Genomic DNA, 19,034 nt, shown 5'->3' on the forward strand with positions numbered 1-19,034 from the left:
TCGTTGCCGCGTCGTTGAGCCGCAAAAGCGCTTCCACAACGAGAAACGACGCCGTTTTCGACGCAACGGCGCGGAAACTCGATCGCTCTTCGTTACCGTTCGCCCCCGCGCGCCTGGAGGGCGGGCAACTGGGTTATACTTCACGCTTGCACCGGCCGTAGGCGATCAAGGACCATCCGTGACCATCGCAAGCCTCCTACATATCCTGAAACCGAACGTGGCGTCGCTCGGCTACGCGCTGTTTCTGGCCATCAACGCCGCCGGCGTGTGGGGAGGCGTGTTCCCGTTCCTGCCGTTGGAATTCCAAACGCCCGAGATCGTGTTCTGGTTCTTCCTCGCCCAGTCGCTCGTGTTCTCGCTCAGCTACTTCGCCAGCGCCCTCGGCGTGTACTTCTTTCCCGGCCCCACGCGGCGCTTCATGGTCATGCTTGCCAGCGCGCCGTACTTCCTGGGCTGGTGCTGCCTCATAGCCGCCATCTACTTCGACGCGTTCTCGCTGCCGCTCGTCGTAGCGGGAGGCGGCCTGCTGGGGCTGGGGTCGGCCGGGTTCTTCATGCTGTGGCAGCGCCTGTTCTCCAGCTTCGACGCCGATCGCGGCAGCCGCGACCTTATCGTGGGAACGGCTTGGGGCGCCGTCATGTACTTCGCGCTGTACCTCATTCCGCAAGCGGTGACGGCGTATTTGATCCCCGCCGTGTTCCTTCCGCTGTTCGGTTTGGCCATCGTGTTGAAAAGTCGGGAGATCGACCGCGACCAGCCCATGTTCGAAGACGTGCCGCGCGACCACCCGCACGTGTACCGCAACGTCATCCGCGACTACTGGCGCAGCGCGTTCTGCGTGGGCGCCCTGGGTTTCTGCACCGGCGTCATGAGGTCGCTGGCCATTGGCGAGCCCCAGGTGGGCGCGCTGGTGAACGTGATGTCCATGGCCGGCGCGCTCGTGGCGGCCATAACGGTGCTGGTGCTGTGGCAGTACAAGAACCTGCGCCTGAACGTGGCGGGCGCCTACCGCGTGGTGTTCCCGTTCGTCATCACGTCGTTTCTGCTGCTGCCGTTTCTGGTGACCGCGTACGCCCAATGGCTGGCGGCCATCCTGTACGCCGTGTACAGCGTTGCCATCATGCTCATGATGATGCAGTGCGCGCAGGCGTCGCGCGACCGCGGCATCAACCCCGTGTTCATCTACGGGTTCTTCGGCGGCGTGGTGTACGCGTTGCACGACGTGGGGTTCATCGGCGGCTCGTTCGCCGAGCAGATCATGATCACGGGCATCGAGCCGCTGGCCGTGGTGGCGCTGGTGGCCGTGTACCTGCTGGGCCTCATGTACTTCGTGGGCCAGGGAGGCTTCCGCAAAGTGCTCGGGCGCGCCAGCGACGCCGAGAGCATCGAGCTCGTGGCGCTGCGACCCGTGGGCCGCGACGTCAAGGCGAAAGGCGCCGCGCAGGCGCAGCCCCCGTCGGGCGGGGCGGCTGCGGACGAGAACGCGCGCGTCGCGCAAAGCCGCAAGAGCGCACCGCAAGGCCACGCGCCCGCCGCGCCTGCCGACGGCGCCGCAGCGAAGCGGCCGACGTACGTCGACGCGCGAGGACGCGCGGGCGCGGGCGCGCCCGTGTACCAAGACCGCATATCGAAGCAAGCCGAGCTGCTGCGCCAGCACTACCGCTTGAGCGCACGCGAGACCGAGGTCATGGAGCTTATCGCCCGCGGCAACACCGTGGCCCGCATAGCCGAGGATCTCGTGGTGTCCGAGAACACCATCCGCACCCACTCCAAGCGCATCTACGCGAAGCTCGACATCCACAAAAAGCAAGAGCTGCTCGATCTCATAGACTCGTTCGACCCGAGCGATTTGGAAGACTGAGCAGCTCCTTCGGCGCTACCGCGCACCAGGGCGCGGGCGGTTATATCTGCAGCGCGTAGAACAGCACGCGCGCAGCCACCAAGGCCACGAGCACGGCCACGTTGCCCAGGGCGAGCAGGCCCACGGACGAAGCGGTCGCGGCGGTCGACTCGCCGGCGCTGGCCGTATCCCGGACGTGCGCGGCGTCGGTGCGCACGGTGTCGGTGCGGGCAGGGTCGCCGACCGGCGCGTCGTCGAAGCTGTTCCACGGCATGGCCGAAGCCCCTGCGGTGCTGCCCAGCGGCGCGCTCGAGCGCCCGCCGCCCAGCGAGCCGCGCATGCAGGCGAGCACGGCCACGAAACCGACGATGGAAACCACCAGGTACACCCATGCGCCCGGCAGGAAATCGACGCCCGGAAGCACGGCCGCGGCCGTCGCCTGCGCGTTCATCATCAGCACCGTCACCGCGAAGATGGACACCACCGCACCGACGAACGCCGAGATGAGCGCGATCGAGCCGAAGCGCGTGGCGCGCGCCGTCGGCAACGCGCGGGCCGCCGCGACGACGAACATGCCCAGCGGCACGCCGCCCACCACGCAGTATCCGGCGAATCCGAGCGGAACGACGGGCGAGGCCCACGTGGAAACGTCGGACAGGGAGTACGCCACCCCTATCGCCACGGAGAGCACCACCGCCAGCACGCCCAGGAAGCCCACGTACACCTTGCGCACGCCGTCGGCCAGCTTGCCGACCATCGCCACCACCCAGTACACGAGCGCGGCCACCGCGAAGAGCACCGCCATGACGGCGACGAACCCCAAGGAGCCCAGCCCGACGCCTTGGATAGCCAGCAGGGCGCTCTGCGGCGCGAAGGAGAACGCGAGCACCGCTACGAAGCTCGCCGCCAAAATGGCGAGCGGCAGCAGCGTCCATCGATCGATGCGGCCCAACTCCTCGGCCGAGAAGCGCGTCGTGGCGAACGCGATGGCCAACCCGATGAAAGCGCCCGATGACATGGGCGCGGCCGCCGTGAAGAACACGAGCGGCAGTTGCAGGTACGCGAGATCCATGGGACATCAACCTCCTTGAAGCGCGAGGGCTCCTTCGAACACCGTTTTAGATTCGCGGCTATCTTAGGCGCTCCCCGACCGTTGCCTTCGAGGTTGGTTCCGTGTTCGATAAAGCGTTGCCGCCCCGATGCGGAGCCGACGCGTGCGACGCGGGCGCCGATGCAACGATGCGGCGGGGCGGCCGGCTACGCGAGCCCGAACACCTCTTGGATGCGGTACACGCCGGCGGGCTTGCCTTCGAGGAACGCGGCGCAGTCCACAGCCCCGCGCGCGAAGCAATCGTCGCTGTACGCGTAGTGGGTTATCTCCAAGCGCTCGCCCATGCCCCCGAAATACACTTTATGGTCGCTGGTGATGTCGCCGGCGCGCAGCGAATGGAAGCCCACGCCGCCCGGTTTGCGCGAACCGTGCCCGACGCGCCCGTACTCGGCCAGCTCGTCGAGGGTCGTGCCTTTCAGCTCGGCGATCATGTTGCCGATGATGACGGCCGTGCCGCTGGGCGCGTCCAGCTTGTCGCGATCGTGTTGGTCGATGATCTCGATATCGCACTCGTCCGCAAGCGCCCGCGCCGCCGTTTCCACCAGCTTCAGCATCACGTTGACCATCTTCGACGTGTTGCATTTGAAGATGACGGGGATATGGTTCCCCGCCTCCTCGAAGCGCGCGAACTGTTCGGGCGTGAACCCGGTGCTGGCCGTGACGAGGGCCTTCCCGTGCGCAACGGCGAGATCGAGCGTCTCGAGGCACTGTTCCACGCTGGACACGTCGATGAGCGCGTCGCACTCGTCGATAACGGACTCGAGGTCGTCGACGACGGGGACGCCGAGGTCGCGCCCCAAACCGACGACCTGCCCGAGGTCTTTGCCGATATAGTCGCGCCCGGCGGGACCCACGCCGCCCACCAGCTCCATGCCGGGGCGCGCGTCGACGAACCGGCTGATGGGCTTGCCCATCTGACCGTGGCATCCCACAACGACGATCTTCATAGCTCGCTCCCGTCTCGAAGCTCCCCCTGTCTCCCAGGGAAGCGGACCGCCTTTCCCAGCCAGTATACGCCGGGACGGCCCTACCCTATCAGCCCCAACTTGCGGGCGCGCAACACGGCGTCTTCGGCGGTGTGCGCGTCGAGCTTGCGGTAGGCGGCGGACAGGTGGCTTTTCACCGTGGGAACCGTGAGCCCGGCTCGCTCGGCTATCTCGGGGGCGCGCAGGCCCTGGGCCAGCAGCTCGAGCACGAGCTTTTGCTGCCGGGACAGCTTCACGGGCTTGTCGCTCGCACCGAGGTTCGCCGTCACGCCGCGGAAACGTCCCGCGCGATCGTGCGCGGCCAGCAGCGCCTCCTGCACGAAAGCGCGTTCGAGCGGGCCTTCGTAATCGGCGCGCACCATGCGGGCAGCCAGGCTTTTCAGCACCGGCTCCACCGAAGCGCCCTCGTCGGCCACCACGCGGTAGAACCCGTAGGGCGCAAGCTCTTCGAGCGCGGTCGCGAGCACGTCCACCGCCTCGCCCCTCCGGCCCGTCGCCCACAGAAGCGCAGCCTTGAGCGCGCCCGCCTCGCCGCGGTCGAGCGGCCGGTTGAACGCGCGCCCGAACTCTAGCAGGTCGTCGAGCAAGCGCTCGGCATCATCCGTCTGGCCGAGCGCGAGGCGGGCCCGCACCGTGGTGAAATGCTGGAACACGCGCACCAGCTCGATGCGGTCCACCTCGGTGACGAAGTACTCGTCCAGCCAGGAGCGTGCCGCCTTCGCATCGGCGTCGAACAGCGCGAGCTTCGTCTCGTAGGCCTTCAGGTTCGGCAGGAAGTACGGCGCCTGCACTTCCACGAATGCACGGAACGCGGCAAGCTCGGCGGCGGCCTCGGCGTCGCGGTTCTGCTGCCACAGCGTCGCATGGTGCATCACGGCGATGCAGATGCGTCCGTCGTCGCGGTTCTCGGGCACCACCGCACGCCAGGCGTCCTCGAAGCCGGCCAACGCGGTTTCCATGTCGTCGCGCTCGTAGGCGAAGCATGCCGGGATGAGTGGGTAGATGTACCCCCATTCCGCCCCCAGCAGCACCGAGAACGTGCGACCGAGCAGATCCATGCCGCCTTCCTCAAGTGCGATGCACGAGTAGTCCAGGTTGCTGCGGTGCGGGTACGGCAGGTTATGCGTGAACGACGTGAGGGTGGTGGCCAGGCCCTTCGGCGTGAAGTGCTTGACGAAGCGGCTGAACTTCGAGAACTTGCGCGCCTTATCCAAAACGCTCGTGCGGTGGTCGATGCTGTACGACAGGATGGACGACTCCACGAAACGCGAGTCGAACAGCGCGATGCGCGGCAGGGCTCGGTACAGTTCGTCCATATGGCGCTCGAACATCTCGCAGCGACCGGTGAGGTAGGCGTACCACAGCGCCAGGATGTGCAGCGGAGGGCACACCCGGTACGCGTCGTCGGGAATCTTCTCGATGTCGAGCGTGCGCAGGAAATCGGCGTAATCGGCCACCGAACCGGGGTTGCTCTCGAACAGGAACAACAGCAGGTAGGTGTCCATGCCGCTGAAGTCGCCGCTTTCCAACCAGAACCGCAACGCCCGCATGTAGTCGCGCTTCTTGCGGAAGTGCTCCGCCGCCCGCTTGCACAGCGCCGTGCGGTCGACACCCGCGTCCTCGGACTTGCGCACCAGATAGTCGCGGAACAGGTGGTGGTAGCGGAACGTGTCCCCGTGCAACCGGGTGAGGAACGTGTTGGTGCGCGCGAGCTGGTCCATTACCTCGCCCGCGTCGCCGCGTCCGCTCAGCACGGCCGCCAGCTCGGGGTCGAACTCGCCGGCCACGCTCGTGGCCAAGCAGAACGCGCGCAGGTCGTCGTCCCACGTGCTCCACACCTGCTCGTCGAAGTAGCTCTCGAACAAAAAGCGGCTGCTGCCTGCCTTCACCTGGCCCGACTTCGACAGCGCCGCCACGCCGATGGCCCAGCCGTCCGTAGCCACGTGCACGAGCCGCACCTCGTCGGGCGCGAGGGACAGGCCCAGCTCCTTGAAGTACTCGCGAATCTCGTCCTCGCCGAACCGCAGATCCTCCGCGCCCAGCGCCGCAAGCTTGCCGGCCGCGCTCACAGCGCGCCACTCTTCCGTCAGATCGGCTCGTGAGAGCAACAGCACCGTGAACGCGCCGGGCAGGCGCCTGAGCACGTCGGAAAGCGACTTCGCTATCTCGCGATTGTTGATGAAGTGCATATCGTCGAACACCAGCACATGCCGTTTGTCCAACGGCCACATTTCGGACACGAGGCTGATGGCGTGCTCGACCGGGGACGACGAGAACGCCGGATCCTCCAGCACGGCGCGCATGGCCTCGTTGCCGGGCTGCACCGAGTACAGGCCGGTTGCCAGCTGCTTGTAAAACACCGAGGGCACGTCGTCGTAGCGGTCGAGGCCGATCCACACGGCGGGCTGCCTCACCTTGCGAAGCCACAGCAGCGCCGACACCGTCTTGCCGCTGCCCGCCGGCGCTCCGATGTAGACGAACCGGATTCGCGCAGCGCGGTTGATGGCGTCCACCACGCGCAGCCGCGGAGCGCACACGTCGGGCAGCGACGCCGGCGCGAACTTCTCGCTCAGCAGCAGGTCGGCCGAAACGTCCGGCTCCTTCGCACCCTCCGGCTCGCCGTGCGCCTTGCCGCGCATCTTCGCCATGCCACCTGCCCTTTCTGCAATTCGTTTATCGGGAAGTATAGCGCGAAAACCTCATACTGGATGATGTTTCTTTTCGTCCGATGACCCTATACTTAAGCAAGCGGATATGCTTTCCGTCGGTGCGTTGTTGCCCAAGGCCGCCAGGCCCCAGCGGCGAGGCCGTCGGAAGCTTACGCGAGGAGGTTTATATGAGCACGATACAGCACGCAGCGCGCACCTCGTTCAACTTGGTCATGGCCTTGGTGCTGGCGGTGTCGCTCGGCCTCACGGGAGGCCTGGCCTCCACGGCGCGCGCCTGGGCCGATGACGACACCGCAGCGCAGGGCGCCGATACCGATGCGGCCGCTGCGCCCACCGCCAACGACACTTCGGAGGCGCTGAACTACTTCGACGATGCCGCCTACCAAGACTTCGGCCTGGACATCTCCCAGACGCCGACGGACTTCAATAGCGACACGAGCGACGACCCCCTGGCAGGCTTCGAAAGCTACGAGCCCCAGAACCTCTACGTTAGCTATATGAATCGCGATGACAAACACAAGAACAAGGGGCTGTTTGCCGTCGCCGACAGCGTGGACAGCTTGGAAACATCCGACCTGTCACTCGACGGCATGCTGAGCAACACCTATGGAGGCACGTCGGACATAGACGCTTCCGACTGGAGGTTCTTCCAATACGACACCAGCGACGCGTGCGCGGTGCCCTACGGCGACGAGAACCTGGTGGCCATCGACAACCTCTACACGGGAACCTACATGCGGCAGTTCAATACGGACGAGCGCGTCAGCTCGCAGGAGATCCGGCTCGAGCGCTTCACCGACGGCAAAACCGAGTTGCTGGCAAAAGCCTATTCCACCTTGGGCTATTGGGATCACTTCCAGCCGATGGATGGCATCGATCAACACGGCTCGCTCGGCCTGACGGCCATGGCCAGCGGCAACTTCGACGGCTCGGGAGACGCCCAGCTGGCGGTCTACGTGCCCGAGTTGTTGTTCCCGCGCATCACCATCTACAAGTACGACGGCACATCCGAGCTCAAGAAGACCCAGGAAATCCAATTGAAGGACCTCAACTGGTCCGCGTTCGGCCGCCCGGACTTCGAAGACTGGCGCATGCCCATCCTCAATCTGACCACGTTTCCCCACGATGGGTACGACGACTTAGTCATCAACGCGTGCCTGCCCCGCACCAAAAGCAACGGCATCGGCAATGCCGACCAAAGCTCGGTCATGCGCATATTCTCGAAGTTCTCCAACGGCCAAACGGACGCCATGCGCGAAGTGTTCAAATACGATCCCCATTTCGGTTCGTACCGGATGCGCTTCGTTTCCGCCCTTGCCACCGACCTCAACGACAACGGCGTGCACGAACTCGTCATGGCCGGCCATTACAATTCATACAGCAAAAACGACCCCTTGGGCACCATGGATTCCAGCACGAACCTCGTGCAGATGATCACGTACGACAAGAATGACAAAGGGGATTACAAGTACCAGAACGTCTGGGATTCCCCCAAAAAGGTCGATGCCATAAGCGACATCGACGTGAACAACATCATGTGCGAACCTGCCGCACTGGCATCGGGAAAGTACCTGCGGGAACAGAACAACGCGCTGTTTTTGGAAGGCTACGTATTCCTGCTCTCATCCAGTTCAACGGCAGCGGGCGGCGAAGCGGACCTCTTCAAAGGAGGCGACTTCAGCGAGCAGTTCCATATGACAGACTTAAGCGGGTCCAATATCTTCATCAAAAAGGCCGTCAGCGGCAACTTCGCAAAGAATGCCGCCGGCACAGAACAGCTTATCGTGCAGGCTGGCACCGAGGGTTCGGGGCATAACGAAACCGTCTCGTACGACGTGCGCTGGGTGTACCAGGAGGGCAAGCAGGTAGGAACCAAGTTGAAGCAATTCGACACCGACCTTGAGTTTCTCCATAACCGGACAAGCCACGACGACGGCACCTTCCTTGCCCTGTGCGGCGTGGAGGCCAACACCAACAACGCGTACAAGTTCAAGCTGAAATCCAAATCGTATGGGTGGAGCGCGCCAGAGCCCATCGCCGTGCTGGGAAGCGTGCCCTACTGGGGAGAGTTGGTGGGTACGGACGGTTACAACGTGGGAACCACCTCGTTCGGCATGTCCATGGGCACCGCATCGGGCGAGGGCGTGAACTGGAGAGTGGGAGCCAACTTTAGTCTTTCGGTCGAGGCGATGTTCGGCGTAGGGTTCTTAGGGTCTGGAATCACGGCGGGAGGAGGCTTTGATTTCGGCCTTGCGGGTGAATTGATGCAAAACTTCTACAACGAGCATGAGGTGACGCAGGAACTCAACTACTCAGAAAACGCAGGGCGCGATATGGTGGTGTGCTCTGCGACGCCGACGGTGGTATACGAGTACGAGGTGTGGATACCTGAATTCACGGCAAATCAGGAGTACTGCGACCTGTATAACGCAAATGTGCCGAATGGCGGTAAAATCATACACGTCGGCGACACGATGGGCGGCTGCACCAGCACCCAAAAAATTGTCAACACCTACGATTCCGTTATGAACATCATGCCGCTTGACGAGTACAACAAGGCAGCCACCCGTCATGCCAGCAACGACATTCAGCCCCTCGACAAGGATCAGCTGTTCAGCCATGTTTCCGGCGACCCAACCACCTACGACCAGACGAAAGAACAGATACCGAACGTCGTGCAGGACGACCTCATGGAAACGAGCGACTTTGTCCCCGTACAGACGACAGGCGACGCGTCCATAGGAGCATCGGTCACCATCAACGACAAATCCGATAAGGAAACCGGGTTCGACATCGCGATGAACGGCGGTTTTTCGCTCGGTATAAATGCTGAAACCTCGCTCGTCGTGAAGATGAACGCCAACCTACAAGGTGGTCTCGATTTCTCGGTGGGGAGGAGTGCGAACCATATCGACTCCAAGACCAAGGGGCAGACGTTCAGCACCCAGCTGCCGCAGCTACCCAACGACGATGCCTACAAGAACTACGAGCACCGCGTGCAGATGGCCGTATGGCGCACCAAACAAGCGAACCAGCCCTACGTGGTGGGCTACCTGGTAGACGGCATCGATGCGAACAAAGCCCCCAAGAGCCTGCCGCGCTACCCGGTTGCCTACAGCACGTCGGAGGACGAGATCGTGTGGGCGTGGAGCAACGACACCACGCGCCCCGTCGGCAAGAACGGCGCTTACGGCATCGCCCTGCCTAAATCGAACGGAACCGGTTGGACGGTACCCAGCGACAACGTGGTGGGCGGTCAAACGAACATGTTCAGCACCAGCGGTCTATCGGCGGGACAATCGCAGAGTATCCGCTTCCAGGCGTACGACGATATGAATAAAACTAATCCGAGCGCGTTTGGCCGGGAGTTGACCGGGTCTACCCTCAGTGCCAATGCTCCTAAAATCACCACGCAGCCCAAGGGCGTCTCAGTTCCCCTAGGCGGCACGGCCACGTTCAGCGTGGAAGCCGAATCACAGCGCGGCTCAAAGCTCGACTATCAGTGGTATCGTCTCAATATGGCCGATAGCCTCTATTATGACGAGTGGAAACCTATACCGAAAGCAACCAAGTCCACGCTCACCATTTCCAACGTAACGCAAGACGACATCAACACCTTGTACTACGTCGAAGTATCCGACCAGACGCCCGAGGGTGTTGACGTGCCCTCAACCAGTTCCACGCCGGCCCAGATCATACTGGACACCCAGACAACTGCCCTGTCGAATGACGACGCTAACGCGGCACCATCGTCCGATGATGCAAGCGCTCCATCATCGGACGACAATGCAACCGCCGCGCCATCGGGTGCCGACGCACCAAACGCTCTATCATCGAACGATGACGCAAACGCAAATGCCACTCCGTCGAACAACGACACGAACGCTGCACCATCGGACGATGGCGCCAACGCTTCACCATCAAGTAACGACGCAAACGTCACGCCATCGAACGCCAATACAAGCGCCGCAGATCTCGTCGTGCCGAACATCGAGCTTCTCTCGTTCGAGCAAGACGATGGCACGCCCGCATCCATACATGGCGACGAAATCTTCTTGAAGGACGGGACGACGGGCGAGCTGAAAATCCGGGTGACGGGTTCCGCCGGCAGGGATCTTCCGTATCCCAATGGCACTTTAACCGCTTGGGTCTACTACAAAGCCCACCCTGATGACACCGAGTTGACTAGGGCACAAAAGCATCTTGGCTATGGGGTTGTTTATGATAAGAATAAGTCTACGGCAACGTGGAAATTTGACGCGGCAGACGCCGAGCACTGGGGCGGCGTTGGGCCGACGGTCTATCAGATTGAGCTATCCTTCGGGCCCGACCAGCAAGGCGAACAGTTCTGGACAGGAGCAAGCGCGCGGTTCATCATCAACTACGGCACGGTCGAACTCGACCGCAAGGCCCACTATCTCGCCCTCGACACGGACGGCGTGCTGCCCGGTCTAGACGAACAGGATGCAACGTCCAACGACGGTGCATACAAGGTGGCGGTAACGAAGAACACGAAGCTGCCCGACCTCACGCCGCAGATGGTGGGGGCCCGGTTCGACGGCTGGTACCTCGACGCCGACTTCACCACGCCGCTGTCCTTCCCCTTCGCGCCGCTCACGCCGGGCGAAACCACCACGCTGCACGGCAAGTGGCTCCAAGACGAATACAACATTACCTACGACTTGGACGGCGGTACCGACCCCGGCAACCCCGCAGTGCTCACCAACGATAGCGCCACCGTCACGCTCAAAGACCCGACGAGGCTTGGCTATGCGTTCGAAGGCTGGTATGAGGTGGATGATAGCGGCACGGTGGCCACCGAACCCACCACCTATATCCCCCGCGGTCTCACCCACGACCTCGAACTGCACGCGAAGTGGTCAATCATCGAATACCCCATCTATTATTCCGCCTTTGAAGGCACCAACCCGAAGGACAACCCGCACTCCTACACCGTAGAGGACGAGGTGACCATCCAAGCGCCCCTGTTCGAGGGCGCCATAGCGGGCACGAGCGCCTGGTACGCCGACTCGTTGTTCTCCACCAAGGCCGCAGCCACCATACCCAAAGGCAGCACCGGCAGCGTGGTGCTGTACGGACGGGCCGACTACCCGAACCCGAACCCCCAGCCGGAACCGGGACCGGGACCGGAAGTCAACCCCACGACGCCTACCGGCGGCAACGGCAACGGGACCGCCCTGGTGTCCACGGGAGACGCGACGTTGCCCGTCATCGTTACCTTGGCGTCTCTGCTGCTGTTAGCCCTCGTCGCCGCCGGCACCGCCGCCCACCGTCGGCGCTCGTAGAACGCGCCGATTCGCACCAACCCGGCAAGGCCGCATGAAAATCGCCGCCCCGCCTGTCGGGCCCTGCGTAGCGGGGCCCGACGGGTTTGGGTGCGCCGCATACAACTTCAAAATTTTTTTAGAAGTTTGCACCGTATCTTCTTAGATATTTTTAGAAGCTGTATCTCCCCTGTCACCTGTTCCGACAGTCCTCAGCCTCGGCACCATATCCACGCTGACGCAATGTCGCGAGTTCGATGCTCATGACGCTTGCGAGCTCCGCCCCCCGCTCTCGGGCCTCACGCCGAAACCTTCACCCCTGGCTCAAGGCGGCGCAGCAGCTCCGTTCTTAACTTGAGGTTGGCCACGGAAAACGACGGCTCCTTGTACTGCACCCTTTTACCAAGGCGCTTGCCTATATGGTTCGCGATCTTCTCCACTTCGACGCGGCTCGCAATCTGCAGCGTGGTCACCGAGAGCACGTCGACGCCCAGCGCGTCCAAGGCGTTGCGGCGCGAAGAGTCGTTCGCCGCGTTGCGAGATCCCAGATGCTCCGCATCGCTGTCGTACTCGATAGCGAGTTTCGCTTCGGGCCAGTACAAGTCACAGCGGTAGAATTGCTTGGAGGCCATCTTCCGCGCATGGGCTCCCACGTCGATGCGGTAGTTGAGACAGGGCGGCGCGAACCCGTAGCCGCCAAGCCGGTACGGCAGGCACAGCAACGTGGTCAGAACGGTCTCCCGAGGCGAGGCCGAACCGTCAACGACATAGCGCAGCGCCCGCAGCGCCTTGCTCCGCCCATGGGCGCCCGCAGCCTTCGACGCGAAAGACTCCAGCCTCGCAACCGTGGTCAACGGCGCACAAGAGCGCAGCTCCCCCGTCGAAACGTCGTACGTTCCGCAAAGTTCGAAACCATCTTCGATCAGCTCGATCAAGCTCGCCCTTTCCGCCATCTGCAGAAAGCAAAGCTCCGGCGAGCTGACGTAGAATCCGTTCTCCGTGTCGAGCACCGAGCCTTTCGGCAAAGGACCCGACCAAACATGGCTCGTCACATCTTCGGATGTCCTGCGAACAGCGGCATCCGCCACCATTACGTGCAAGGGCCGCGTGAGCCACCAGGGGCCGGGTTCTGCCAGCTCATCGGCCTTCGGCGGCACCGCGAGCAGTTTTCGAGCATGCGCAACTTGACGGAAATGCCGCGACCCTACCCGAACCGACCGCCAGTATTCCAATGCAGATTCATGACTCAGCACCGGTTCCACACGAACCCCCTTGCCGCATCGACGCATCCACCCTGCATAGCGCTCAGAATAGCGCGCCTAACTGAAAAAAACTCGCGCATAGCTCCTTTTCTGCTTCGAAAAGGCGTTTGTGAATGATCTATTTGAAGAATAGTCAAAAACGCAGGTTACTCACCTGGGCTTTTATTTAATTATACTATTGATCATATATAAAAAGAGCCGACGAATCGTTCACAAACGCCTTTTCGCAGCAGAAACACCTGAACCCGCAAGATTTTTGCCGGATAAGGAGAAGCGACCCCTTTCTCGAAGGAAAACTCGCGGCGATCGCCAGTGAGCACGGGGACCGCCAGCGAATATCTCCGTCGCCCTGGCCCACACAGAAGAGTCGCATCTGAGCCCAAAATCTCCAACCATGCAAAAAACCTCCCATTTCCTGTTGTCCAAGAAATGGGAGGCTCTTCAAAGCGAGGTCCCCTTTGCATGCGGGCCCTCTCAAGAAGCAGAGCCCGCTCGCATGCGCCTGCAGAAGGGCAGCGCCCTGCGAAAGCAGCGCCTCTGCGCAAGCACCGCCTCGAGGCGGCACCCCGCAGGACGCCGCCTCGTAAAAGCCGAACCCTGCTTGCCGGCCCCTACATCATGGGCACCGTGATGGTCACGGGCAGCGCGGCCACGACCACCAGGAAGCGCAGCAGGAAGCCGCCCACCAGCACGCCGGCGTCGGAGCCGAAGCTGATCCAGTGGGCCTTGCGGCTCTCCTCGAACTCCTTCGGGCTGAAGAACAAAAGCCACGTCTCCAGCGCCGTGGGCAGCACCAGGCCGATGGCCACCAGCCCGATCCAGAACAGCGGGGCGTACTGGCCCACCAGCAGGCTCATGACCGAGTTCCAGCCCGCCACGGAGTTGAAGCTGGTGATGAACATGAGCGAGGCCACCAGCACGAGCTCGATGATGGGCAGGCAGAAGTGGAACTTCTTCAGCACGCCCACGCGGTTGAATTCGTCCGCGTGGCGCACCACGGCCACCAGCAGCACGCTGGCCATGCCGGCCGACACGGCCGACACCAGAAACAGGATGGGCAGCAGCGCGTTGTTCCACAGCGGGAACGTCTTGCACACGCCCAACAGCGCACCGGTGTACACGGCTACGCACACCGCGAACAGCACGCCCACGATGTCAAGCCACACCGGCACGGACTTCTTCAGGAAGTCCAGAACGACCACGACGATGGCCACGATGGTGAAGCCGCCCAGGAACACGACGCCCCACGTCATGACGGAACCGAAGTTCGTCAGCAACAACGCGAAGCGCAGCGGGTTGTGCAGGCCGCCCTCGGCGTCGAACATGAGCAGGCACAGGCCGATGATGACCACGATGGGCGCGATGAGGTGCCCCACCTTGCGCATGTTCACGGCCTCGGGATGGCGCCAGCCCAAGAAAGCGGACGTGATGAACGCGCCGCCGCCCAAGCCGGCGAGGAACAGGTACCATGCGATGATGGCGCCCCAGATAGGTTCGAATGACATCGCTCATCACCTCACGTAGAATACTTTGGATTTGGTCAGGTCGCCCGCGATGGGCTGGGCGTTCGTCGCCGCGATCTCCTTCGAGATGTCGCTTTCAGGGTCGTCCAGGTCGCCGAAGATGCGGGCGTTGGTCAGGCACGCCTCCACGCACGAGCACATCTTCGTGCCGCTCGTCTCGGCCGACACGGTGCAGAAGCGGCACTTGTCCACCGTGCCCGTCTTCTCGTTGTGCACGCGCACCTGGTAGGGGCAGGCGGCCATGCAGTACTTGCAGCCAATGCAGCGCCCCTCGTCCACGCCCACGATGCCGTCGGCGCCGATGTAAGCCGCGCCCGTGGGGCACACGGCCACGCAGGGGGCGTCCTCGCAGTGCATGCACTGCAGCGGCACCGTTTCGATGGACACGTTCGGGTACGTGCCCGTCTCGTGCTCCTCGTAGCGGATGAAGTCCTGCTCGGGCAAAAGGTCGTTCTGGCGCTGGCAGGCCACGCGGCACGCATAGCAGCCGATGCATTTCTTGGTGTTGATGAGCATTCCGTAGCGAGCCATTACGCACCTACCTTCTTAACGGTCACGACCGCTTCCTGCGTGCACGCGCCTCCGTAGGCCGGCTCCATGTGGAACGGCACGAAGTCCATCTGGCGCAAGCCCACCTCGTAGGCGGTGTGCTGGTCGGGCGAGGAGCAGCCGTAGTGGCTCGGCATGTACAGCGCCGTGGGGTTCATGCGCTGCGTCACCTTCGCGCGCACGCGGCCGGTGTGCTGAGGGTTCGACACCTCCACCTCGTCGCCGTCCTCGATCCCCAAGCGCTTCGCCACGTCGGCGTTGAGCCACACGCGGGTGAGGTCGTAGTCCTTCGTTATCTGCATGAGGTCTTCGATGTTCGCGGTCTGCGTGTGGCTGTGGATGGCTTGCTTGCCGCCGATGAGGCGCAGCTCGTCGCCCATGGGCATGGTGGAAGGCTCCACCCACACCGGATAGGGCGACAGCCCCGCCTTCTCGCACGCCTCGCTCGTGAACTGCACTTTCTCGGTGGGCGTCTTGAACTTGGGCGCCGTGCCGTAGGCGAACTCCTTTTCGGGGAAGTGCGCCGTGCCCGTCTGCTTGAGCGTGTCGAGCGACAGGCCCACCGTCTGCAGCTGCGCGTCGGCCAGCTCGTCCACCGAGAAGCGGAAGTGCTCGCCCACGCCGCACGCCTCCGCCAGCTCGGCGAAGATCTCGTCGACCGGTTTCGTGTTGGGGTGGATCTTCTCGAGCACCTGGTCGCGCAGCGCCACGCACGGCACCTTGCCGCCGATGAACTCGGGCAGCTCCAAGCGCTCCAGGTAGCTCGTGTCAGGCAGCACGTAGTCGGCGAGCATGGCGGTTTCGGACATCTGCACGTCCACGACGACACACAGGTCCAGGTTGGACAGCGCGTCGGCCAGATACGCCGTGTTGGAGTAGCCGGCGGCCATGTTCGAGTTGTAGAAGAACATGCCCTTGACGTTGCCTTCCTTGGCTTGCTCGGCCGCGAACAGGTTCGTGCCCATGCTGGACAGCGCCAGCGGGTACTCGGCCGAGCCCAGCAGCTTGCCTTCGGGCTTCTTCGGGTCGACGAAGCGCTCGTCGGCCAGCTTGCCGGCCGACACGCTCGGCGTGAACAGGGCGCCGCCCTTCTGGTTCCAGCAGCCCAGCAGCGTGTTGAACAGGCAGATGGCGCGCGCCGTCTCGCCCGAGTTCGCGTACGAGCAGCCGAACGCGCCGCGCCAGCTGGGCTCGATGGATGCTGCAGGGGCGGCGTCGGCGAACTCGACGGCCAGGCGGCTGATGGTGGCGGCGGGGATGCCCGTGATCTTCTCGGCCCATTCGGGTGTGTATTCCGGCAACGCGGCGGCCCACTCGTCGAAGCCCACGGCGTTGGCGGCCACGAACTCCTTGTCGTACAGGCCGCGCGTCACCAGCACGTTGCTCATGGCCAGCACAAGCGCCAGGTCGGTGCCGGGGTTGATGGGCACCCACTCGTCGGCGAACACGCGGCTGTTGTTGCAGCGCGGGTCCACCAGCACGATGTGCGAGCCCTTCTCGTGCGCCTTCTGCAAGGCGGCCACGGAGCTGGGGCGGATGGCGTCGGCGTAGCTGCGCCCGATGAACATGGTCATTTTCGCGTTCGCCACGTCGGACGAGTAGCTGCCCGTGCCGATGGCCTGCGTCATGCCGCTTTCCTTGGACAGGTTGCAGGCGGCGCCGTGCGTGTACACGTTCGCCGAGCCCAGCGCGTTCATGAAACGCTTCGTGTAGTACTTGCCGCTGGGGCGCGGATCCTGCACCATGGCGAGCGCCTGCGGGCCCTTGTCGTCGATGATGGCCTTCACCTTCTCGGCGATCTCGCGGCAGGCCTGATCCCACGAGATGGCCTCGAACTTGCCCTGGTCGTTCTTCTTCAGCGGATCGGTCAGGCGATCCTCGGAATAGGCGATCTGCGAGTAGCCGAAGCCGCGCGCGCAGATCTTGCCTTTGGCGTAGGGGTGGTCGGCGTCGCCGATGAGCTTCGTCAAGCGTCCGTTGACCACGTAGGCCGTGAAGCCGCACTTGCTCGAGCAGGCGTTGCACAGCGTGTGGACGGTCTTCGTCTCGCCGCCTCCCGACGCGTCATCAGCATGCGCCTGTTCCCAAGCGTCGAAGCTCATGAAACCGGCCGCCGCCGTGAGCGCAACCGCCCCAGCGCTGCCAGCCAGGAAGCTTCGCCTGGTTATAGCGTTTTCTGACATAGCTGTTTCCTCTCTATATGCATGCACGTGATATCTCTCGTTGTCGGCGTTCATGCGATTGCCGCATCGGCCATGGTCAGCTGCGCGCGGATGGCGACGATCACGTCCACGAGCCCGATGTAGAAACGGGCGTCGTCGTCGAGCGTCAGCAACCGCATGCGGTACGCGGTGAGCCAGGCGAAGCGTTCCGCCAGGAACTGCCGGGCCTCCTCCCGCATGCCGGATCGCAGCATCACGGCCACCAGATCGAGCTCGAGCGCCAGATGGTCGGGGCACGCCGCGAACGCAGGCGGCACCTCCATACCGAATCGCTGCACGAGCTCGCGCAGGTAGTGCGCCGAATCCCCCAGATACAATCCCTGCTGTTGCGAGAACGGTGCGGGCGCGGCCCCGGTGGACCACGTGCGATAGAGCGACTCCACCGGCAGGGCGGACTCGGGGAGGCCGCCTGCGAAGTGGCGGGCGGCGAAAGCCTGCTTCTCGGCATACGTCGGCGGCGTGAACAGGGCGTTCACCTCGCCCGACGAGAGGAACTCCTGCAGCGGGCAGCGCCTGCGCGCCCGTGCGAGCGGAGCCTCCTGCGCTCCCAGCTCGTCCGCCTGCATGACGCGGCGGGCTCCGTCGAGGAAGTCCGACCACAGCGGGCCCTTCGTCAGCTGGCTCCATGCGGCCTCGTCGACCGGGCCGAAGCACTGCGCGAGCACCGAGAACACGGCCTCGTCTTCCATCATCGCTCTCCCTCCTTCCCGTTTCTTATCGCCCCGGCGCGGCAAGCGCCGGGCGTCGGGATCGTATCCGGAACTATCACGCCTGCACGAGGGTCGTCGTCCTCACGACGCCCTGGTCGATGACTTTCTGCGCGATGTCCTCCCAGTCGATGAACTTGATGGCGCCGTTCGGGCACTGCTCGGCGCAGCGGCCGCACGAGATGCACTTCGTGGAGACGCCGGTCTCGCTGTCCACGCGCGGCATGTTCCACGGGCACGCCTGGCTGCACATGCCGCAGCCGATGCAGCGCTCGGCGTCCACCTTGCGCGCGCCGGACTTCTCGTCGGCGTAGATGGCATGGACCGGGCAGTAGTTCATGCAGGCCGGATCCTCGCACTGCTTGCAGTGCTCGACGGTGAACTCGCAGTTGTCGTAGATGCCGTCCTTGGTGTCGGCACCCGCGCCGAAGTTGTAGTTCGGCCACACGCGCACGCGGGCGATATGCTGGCTCACGCGGCCGTCGTTCTTCAGCGTGCACATCATCTCGCAGCGCTGGCAGCCCGAGCAGCGGGCGCGGTCGGTCACGATCATCTTCGTGGGCGTGGTGCGGATCTCGATGCGTCCCGAGGCGATGGACTTCGACGTCACGCCCCACGACGCCAGCACGCCGCCGACCACGAGGCCGGCAACGCCGCAGCCCGCCATGGCCAGCACGCTGCGCCGCGTGAACGTTTTGCTCTTGTGCTCCCCCTCGCCCGTAACGCCTTCGGCGCCCGTGGTTCCGGTCGTCGCAGGCGCGCTCTCCTGAACGTCCTGGTTCTCGGAGGTGTTCTGGTGCAGATTGGAATCTGACATAGCCTGGTGCTCCCTCCCTCACTTGCATTTCGTGAGTGTCGTTTCCCTGATGCCGACCCCGCG

At 63.6% G+C, this 19,034-nt stretch carries 11 protein-coding genes; 2 read left to right on the top strand and 9 right to left on the bottom strand.

What is annotated here, in order from left to right:
- Positions 1 to 184 precede the first annotated feature (184 nt).
- Entirely contained in the window at positions 185 to 1,861 is a 1,677-nt protein-coding gene (locus HCH03_RS05735) for a helix-turn-helix transcriptional regulator (protein WP_438821623.1), read from the top strand.
- 40 nt (positions 1,862 to 1,901) lie between these two features.
- On the opposite strand, the gene HCH03_RS05740 is transcribed toward HCH03_RS05735, so the two are convergent.
- The 3 genes from HCH03_RS05740 to HCH03_RS05750 all read right to left on the bottom strand — a co-directional run bounded on the left by HCH03_RS05740 (position 1,902) and on the right by HCH03_RS05750 (position 6,585).
- A complete protein-coding gene (locus HCH03_RS05740) occupies positions 1,902 to 2,912 on the bottom strand; it encodes a DmsC/YnfH family molybdoenzyme membrane anchor subunit (protein WP_221688719.1) in 1,011 nt (336 codons plus the stop codon).
- Positions 2,913 to 3,097: 185 nt separating this feature from the next.
- Positions 3,098 to 3,898 (bottom strand): 4-hydroxy-tetrahydrodipicolinate reductase, encoded by an 801-nt coding sequence (gene dapB / locus HCH03_RS05745; protein WP_221688720.1) that lies wholly within the window; start codon positions 3,896 to 3,898, stop codon positions 3,098 to 3,100.
- An 80-nt stretch (positions 3,899 to 3,978) separates the two neighbouring features.
- Complete coding sequence (locus HCH03_RS05750) at positions 3,979 to 6,585, bottom strand: LuxR C-terminal-related transcriptional regulator (protein WP_221688721.1); 2,607 nt, start codon at positions 6,583 to 6,585, stop codon at positions 3,979 to 3,981.
- Positions 6,586 to 6,773: 188 nt separating this feature from the next.
- Here HCH03_RS05750 and HCH03_RS05755 point away from each other — a divergent pair, with 188 nt between their 5' ends.
- Positions 6,774 to 11,912 carry an InlB B-repeat-containing protein gene (locus tag HCH03_RS05755; RefSeq protein ID WP_221688722.1) on the top strand — a complete coding sequence of 1,713 codons (5,139 nt, stop codon included), beginning with the start codon at positions 6,774 to 6,776 and terminating at the stop codon, positions 11,910 to 11,912.
- A 278-nt stretch (positions 11,913 to 12,190) separates the two neighbouring features.
- Here HCH03_RS05755 and HCH03_RS05760 read toward each other — a convergent pair whose 3' ends face one another.
- From HCH03_RS05760 to HCH03_RS05785, 6 genes are all read right to left on the bottom strand, one after another.
- Positions 12,191 to 13,153: an endonuclease domain-containing protein gene (locus tag HCH03_RS05760; protein ID WP_246599721.1), complete on the bottom strand. Its 963-nt coding sequence runs from the start codon at positions 13,151 to 13,153 to the stop codon at positions 12,191 to 12,193.
- A gap of 611 nt (positions 13,154 to 13,764) precedes the next feature.
- Complete coding sequence (gene nrfD, locus HCH03_RS05765; protein ID WP_185904448.1) at positions 13,765 to 14,658, bottom strand: NrfD/PsrC family molybdoenzyme membrane anchor subunit; 894 nt, start codon at positions 14,656 to 14,658, stop codon at positions 13,765 to 13,767.
- A gap of 6 nt (positions 14,659 to 14,664) precedes the next feature.
- Positions 14,665 to 15,207: a 4Fe-4S dicluster domain-containing protein gene (locus HCH03_RS05770; RefSeq protein WP_185904447.1), complete on the bottom strand. Its 543-nt coding sequence runs from the start codon at positions 15,205 to 15,207 to the stop codon at positions 14,665 to 14,667.
- Positions 15,207 to 17,408 carry a molybdopterin-containing oxidoreductase family protein gene (locus HCH03_RS05775; RefSeq protein ID WP_221688723.1) on the bottom strand — a complete coding sequence of 734 codons (2,202 nt, stop codon included), beginning with the start codon at positions 17,406 to 17,408 and terminating at the stop codon, positions 15,207 to 15,209. The genes HCH03_RS05770 and HCH03_RS05775 overlap by 1 nt, the downstream gene beginning before the upstream one ends.
- Before the next feature lie 50 nt (positions 17,409 to 17,458).
- Positions 17,459 to 18,139: a molecular chaperone TorD family protein gene (locus HCH03_RS05780; protein WP_246599722.1), complete on the bottom strand. Its 681-nt coding sequence runs from the start codon at positions 18,137 to 18,139 to the stop codon at positions 17,459 to 17,461.
- Positions 18,140 to 18,212: 73 nt separating this feature from the next.
- Positions 18,213 to 18,971 (bottom strand): ferredoxin-like protein, encoded by a 759-nt coding sequence (locus tag HCH03_RS05785; protein WP_080143896.1) that lies wholly within the window; start codon positions 18,969 to 18,971, stop codon positions 18,213 to 18,215.
- Positions 18,972 to 19,034 lie beyond the last annotated feature (63 nt).

This window comes from Gordonibacter massiliensis (ex Traore et al. 2017), from assembly GCF_019731765.1.
GTDB lineage: Bacteria > Actinomycetota > Coriobacteriia > Coriobacteriales > Eggerthellaceae > Gordonibacter > Gordonibacter massiliensis.